This is a genomic window from Bittarella massiliensis (ex Durand et al. 2017) (genome assembly GCF_009876955.1).
In the GTDB taxonomy this organism is placed as follows: domain Bacteria; phylum Bacillota; class Clostridia; order Oscillospirales; family Ruminococcaceae; genus Bittarella; species Bittarella massiliensis.
In genome coordinates this window covers 14807-20304 of the sequence record NZ_WWVY01000019.1, presented here as the reverse complement: position 1 = coordinate 20304, position 5498 = coordinate 14807, and the positions used below count along the sequence as shown (strand labels likewise).

The following is a 5498-nucleotide window of genomic DNA, read 5'->3' as shown; positions in this document are numbered from 1 at the left end:
CGCCCGGCGCCCCCGACCCAGATAAATCACGATTTTTTGCCGCCCTCCAGCTCCCAGGGGGCGATGTCCTTGACCGCCTCGTAGAGGGCGCAATAGCTCTCATGGCGGCTGGGGGGGATTTCCCCCGCCGTCACCGCCGCCAGCACCGCGCACCCCTTTTCACAGGTGTGGGAGCAGCCGGTGAACTGGCAGCCGTCCAGGTAGGGGACCATCTCCCGAAAGGTGTAGGGCAGTTGGTCCTTGAGGATCTGCTCCTGCCGGTGCAGCTGCACGTCGGAAAAGCCGGGGGTGTCGGCCAGATAGCCGCCAAAGGGCAGGGGGTAGAGCTCCACCTGGCGGGTGGTGTGCCGTCCCCGGCCCAGCTTGTCGCTGATCTCCCCGGTCTCGATCTCGGGGGTGAACCCCAGGTGGTTGATGAGGGTGGACTTGCCCACCCCCGAGTTGCCGCAGAAGGCCGAGACCTTGCCCTGCAGGCAGCGCTCCAGCGGGGCGCGCCAGCCGCTGGAGCGGTAGTCCACCCGCAGGACGGGGAAGCCCGCCTTTTGATAGATGGCGGCGATGCGGTCGGCCTCCTCCATGTCCAGCTTGGTGAGGACGATGACCGGCTCCACCCCCTTGTACTCGGCGATGGAAATCAGCTTGTCGAGCACAAAGAGGTTGGGCGCCGGGCTGCAGGCGCTGACCACAAAGAAAAACTGGTCGATGTTGGCCACCGGGGGGCGGATGAAGCTGTTTTTGCGGGGGAGGATCTCCTCCACCCGGCCGCCCTCCCCCTCGGGGGTGAATAGGGCCCAGTCCCCCACCAGGGGTTTGATGTGCTGGTTGCGAAAGGCCCCCTTGGCCCGGCAGGCGTAGGTCCTGCCGCCGCTCTCGACGTAGTAAAACCCGCTGATGGCCTTGCAGATGAGTCCCTTCGGCATCTTACCCCTTCACCTCGCCGCCGGCGTTCCCGCCCTGGGCCGCCGACTGGCTGGAAGAAGTGGGGGGAGTGGGCGCAGGCTTGAAGGCGGCGTCACCGGAGTGGTCCTCCTTGAGGGTGGCCTTGCCGGTGGCAAAGTTGACGGTATAGCTCTGATAGGGCTTGCCGTTGATTTGGAAGGTGACGGTGACCGGCATGTCGCTCTCCAGCCCCGACACTTCGATGGAATAGCTGCCACTGCCGCCGTAGTTGGGGTTGAGTTCCCCCGCGTCCTTGATCATCTGGCCGTCCTGGTAGATCTTCAGCTGGATGCTGCCGATGCCCTTGGGCAGAGCGACCGAGACACTGACCTTGGTCGGCTCCTTCGGCCCTTTACTGACTTCGATGTTGACGATGGTGCCCGCATCCACCTCGGTGCCACTGGCGGGGTCCTGCCCCACCACGATGCCCTTGGGCTTGTCGCTCTCCACCTCGGTCACCTTGCCCAGGGTGAGGCCGACGCCCTTGAGGGCCGACTCGGCGCCCGCCTTGTCGGTGCCCGAGAGGAGGGGGACCTTCACCTGCTCCTCGGTGTCCTCGTCCTGGCTGACGTAGATGGTGACCTCGTCCCCCTTCTGCACCTCGGTGCCCTTGGCGGGGTTGGTCTCGATGACAAAGTTCACTGGCACGCTGTCGCTCTTCTTGTGCTCGATGACCGGCTTGAGGCCCTGCTTGCGCAGCGCCGCCTCGGCGGCGGAGGCCTCCATCCCGTAGACGTCCTGCACCACCAACACCTCGGGGCCCTGGCTCAGGTGCACCTCAATGGTGCCGTTTTTCTTCATTCGGGCATTGCCCTTGGGGCTCTGCTCGGCAATCAGCCCGGCCTCGATCTCGTCGCTGAAGACCGGGTCCCCCTCCTTGTACTTGAAGTCGGGGTACTTGGCCTTGGCGTCCTCCAAACTCATCCCCACCAAGTTGGGGGCGGCGACCCGGCCGCCGAAGATGCCGGTGGAGAAGATGGCCATCCCCCCGATGAGGAGCATGGCCGCCACCAGAAAGGCGCTGGCGATCCCGGCGAGGATGGCCATGTTGTTGCGGCTGCCGTCGTCTTTGTAGAAGATGGAGAAAAAGCCCTTCTTCTTTTTCTTTTTGCCGCCCTTCTTCTCGGGGGCGAGCTCCTCCTGCTCGGTGCGGACCTCCTTGATGGCGTCCATGTACTTGGTGGGCTCGGAGTCCACAAAGTACTTGTACTGAAAGCTGATGGAGGGGTTGCGCTTGAACTCCTCGATGTCCGAGAGCATCTCGGAGGCGGACTGGTAGCGCCGGTCCACATCCTTCTGCATGGCCTTGAGGGTGATCTCCTCCAACCCCTCGGGGATGTCGGGGTTGAGCTGGCGGGGGGAGACCGGCAGGTCGGAGATCTGCTTGATGGCCACCGACACGGCGGTGTCCGCCTCGAAGGGCAGCTGGCCGGTGAGCATCTCGAAGAGGATGACCCCGGCCGAGTAGAGGTCGGCCTTGGCGTCGGTCTCGTCGCCACGGGCCTGCTCGGGGCTGATGTAGTGCACCGAGCCGATGGCGCGGTCGGTGATGGTGCGGTTCTCACTGCGGGCAAAGCGGGCGATGCCGAAATCCATCACCTTGAGGGAGCCGTCGGGCAGCAGCATGATGTTTTGGGGCTTGATGTCCCGGTGGACGATGCCCCGGTCGTGGGCGTGCTGCAGAGCCCGCAGGATCTGGGTGATGAAGTGAACCGCGTCCTTCCAGGGGAGGATGTCTTTTTGCTGGATGTACTCCTTGAGGGTGATGCCGTCGATGTACTCCATGACGATGTAGTTGACCTTTTCGCTGAAGCTCACGTCAAAGACCTTGACGATGTTGGGGTGAGACAGTAGGGAGATGGCCTTGGATTCGTTTTTGAACCGGCGCAGGAACTCATCGCTCTCGGCGAATTCGTCCTTGAGGATCTTGACGGCCACGGTGGTGTGCTCCAGCAAGTCGGTGGCCTTGTAGACGTTGGCCATCCCGCCGATGCCGATGAGTTCCTCCACCAGGTAGCGGCCGTCCAGCCGTTTTCCAATGTACTTGTCCATTCTCTTCTCTCCCCCTTTAACCGATGAGCACGGCGGTGGCGTTGTCGCTGCCGCCCCGGGCGTTGGCCGCCTCGACGAGGGCGGCGGTGGCCTGGAAAAAGTCCGTCTCGCGCACGATCTGCAGCATCTCTTCGTCCTCCAGCGGACCGCTGACCCCGTCGGTACAGAGCAGCAGCATCTCCCCCTCTTCCAGGGGGACCTCCTCGTAGTCCACATCCACATTGCGGGAGATGCCGACGGCCCGGGTGATGATGTTGCGCTTGGGGTGGGTCTTTGCCTCTTCCGGGGCGATCTGCCCCTGCTCCACCAGCACCTGCACCATCGAGTGGTCCTTGGTCAGTTGGGCGATCCCCCCGGGCCCCAGCTTGTAGGCCCGGCTGTCCCCCACGTGGGCGATGTGGGCAAACCCGCTCTTGACCACGCAGGCCACCACGGTGGTCCCCATCCCCGCCAGGGAGGGGTCCTCCTCGATGCGCTGGCAGACCAGGGCGTTGGCCCGGTTGACGGCGGCGATGAGGAAGTTCTTCACCGTCTCGGCGCTGTACTCGCCCGAGAGGGAGCCCGCCGACTCCGCGAAGGCGTCCACCACCACCCGGCTGGCGATGTTGCCGCCCACGGCGCCGCCCATCCCGTCGCAGACGCAGGACCAGATGGTCCCGTCCGCCAGGGCGCCGGACTTGGCCGCGTCCTGGTTTTGGTCGCGCACCAGCCCTTTGTCGGTATTCGATACGATTCGCAACATGGTGTTTTCCTCCTAATTGTGCTGCTCTTGCCTGCGCAGTTGGCCGCAGGCGGCGGAGATGTCGGCCCCCAGGGTCCGCCGCACCGTGGCGTTGACCCCCTGGCGGACCAGCCGCTCCTGAAAGGCGCGGATCTCCCGCTCGCTGCCGTGGGTGTAGCCGGTCTCCTCCACGGCGTTGACCGGGATCAGGTTGACGTGGCTCAAAAAGCCCCGGCAGAGCTGGGCCAGCCGGTCGGCGCAGGCCGGGGTGTCGTTGACCCCGGCGATGAGGGTGTATTCAAAGGAGACCCGCCGCCCGGTCTTTTCGGAATAATAGCGGCAGGCGTCCAGCAGCTGGGCGATGTTGTAGCGCCGGTTGACCGGCATCAGCCGGTCCCGCATCTCGTCGAAGGGGGCGTGCAGGCTGATGGAGAGGGTGATGGGCAGCTGTTCGTCGGCCAGCCGGCGGATCTGGTCGCAGAGCCCGCAGGTGGAGAGGGTGATGTGCCGGGGCGAGAGGTCGAGTCCCTTGGGGCTGGTGACGTTTCGGATGAAGCGCAGCACCTGCTCGTAGTTGTCCAGCGGCTCGCCGATGCCCATGAGCACCACGTTGCCGATGCGCTCCCCCAAATCGCGGGAGGCGGTGTAGATCTGGGCCAGCATCTCCCCGGCGGTGAGGCTGCGGACAAAGCCCGCCAGGGTGGAGGCGCAGAAGGAGCAGCCCATCTTGCAGCCCACCTGGGTGGAGAGGCAGATGGAGAGGCCGTGCTTGTAGCGCATCACCACCCCCTCCACCATCTCGCCGTCGCGCAGGCGAAAGAGGTATTTCACCGTGCCGTCGAGCTGGGAGACCAGCTTGCGCTCCACGGCGGCGGTGGCGATGAAGCACTCCCCCGCCAACTGCTCCCGCAGGGCGGCGGGGAGGTTTTTCATCTCCGCAAAGGAGTCCGCCCCCTTTTTGTGCAGCCAGTCAAAGAGCTGGCCCGCCCGGTACCGGGGCTGCCCCCACTGGGTCAAAAGGTCCTCCAACTCCCCCTGGGAGAGGCTGCGGATGTCTGTCATTGGCCGTTCTCCTCCGCTCATTTTACTCGCCTGCACTTGGCCATGAAGAAGCCGTCGGTCCCGGTCTTGTGGGGAAAGAGGGTGAGGGTCTCCTCCTCCTTCACCGCGCCGGGGCAGGCCGGTTCGATGGGGACGCGGACAAACCGCCCGTCGTCCCGCAGGAATTTGCCGAAGACCCCCTGGTTCTCCGCCGGGTTGAGGGTGCAGGTGGAGTAGACCAGTTCGCCCCCCACCCGCAGGTGTTCGGCGGCGTTTTTGAGGATGTCCAGCTGCAGGCTGGGCAGGTCCTTCACCTCGTCGCGCCGCTTGTAGCGCAGGTCAGGCTTTTTGCCCATCACCCCCAACCCCGAGCAGGGCACGTCGCAGAGGATGCGGTCCGCCTCCCCACCCGGGAGGGGCTGCCGGGCATCGTGCACCTGGGCGCGCACGGCGGAGAGCCCCAGGCGCTGTGCCCCCTCGGCGATGAGGGCGGCCTTGTAGCCCTGCAGGTCGCAGGCGAGAAGCTCGCCTTCGTCCCCCATCATCTGGGCCAGGGTGAAACTCTTGCCGCCCGGGGCGGCGCAGAAGTCGATCACCCGCTCCCCCGGCTTGGCGCCCAGGGCCAGGGCGCAGTACTGGGAGGAGAGGTCCTGCACGTGAAAGAGCCCCTCGGCAAAGCCGGGCAGGTCGGGCACCCGGCCCGCCGCCTCCAGCCGCAGGGCGTTTTCACACCCGGTCTCGGCGG

The 5498-nt window shown here is 65.4% G+C and carries 5 protein-coding genes; all 5 read right to left on the bottom strand.

What is annotated here, in order from left to right; genetic code table 11:
- Positions 1-26: 26 nt before the first annotated feature.
- A complete protein-coding gene (gene rsgA, locus GT748_RS13960; RefSeq protein WP_021658611.1) occupies positions 27-920 on the bottom strand; it encodes a ribosome small subunit-dependent GTPase A in 894 nt (297 codons plus the stop codon).
- A 1-nt stretch (position 921) separates the two neighbouring features.
- Positions 922-2991: a Stk1 family PASTA domain-containing Ser/Thr kinase gene (gene pknB, locus GT748_RS13955; RefSeq protein WP_021658610.1), complete on the bottom strand. Its 2070-nt coding sequence runs from the start codon at positions 2989-2991 to the stop codon at positions 922-924.
- A gap of 16 nt (positions 2992-3007) precedes the next feature.
- Positions 3008-3733 (bottom strand): Stp1/IreP family PP2C-type Ser/Thr phosphatase, encoded by a 726-nt coding sequence (locus tag GT748_RS13950; RefSeq protein WP_021658609.1) that lies wholly within the window; start codon positions 3731-3733, stop codon positions 3008-3010.
- A 12-nt stretch (positions 3734-3745) separates the two neighbouring features.
- Entirely contained in the window at positions 3746-4774 is a 1029-nt protein-coding gene (rlmN, locus tag GT748_RS13945; protein ID WP_021658608.1) for a 23S rRNA (adenine(2503)-C(2))-methyltransferase RlmN, read from the bottom strand.
- 17 nt (positions 4775-4791) lie between these two features.
- Positions 4792-5498: RsmB/NOP family class I SAM-dependent RNA methyltransferase (locus tag GT748_RS13940; RefSeq protein ID WP_279286109.1), on the bottom strand; the 707-nt coding region annotated here is incomplete at its 5' end.

What these genes read in the sequence shown, in the direction of transcription:
- rsgA (WP_021658611.1), bottom strand. Translation starts at nt 920, where the DNA reads ATGCCGAAGGGACTCATCTGCAAGGCCATCAGCGGGTTTTACTACGTC.
- pknB (WP_021658610.1), bottom strand. Translation starts at nt 2,991, where the DNA reads ATGGACAAGTACATTGGAAAACGGCTGGACGGCCGCTACCTGGTGGAG.
- GT748_RS13950 (WP_021658609.1), bottom strand. Translation starts at nt 3,733, where the DNA reads ATGTTGCGAATCGTATCGAATACCGACAAAGGGCTGGTGCGCGACCAA.
- rlmN (WP_021658608.1), bottom strand. Translation starts at nt 4,774, where the DNA reads ATGACAGACATCCGCAGCCTCTCCCAGGGGGAGTTGGAGGACCTTTTG.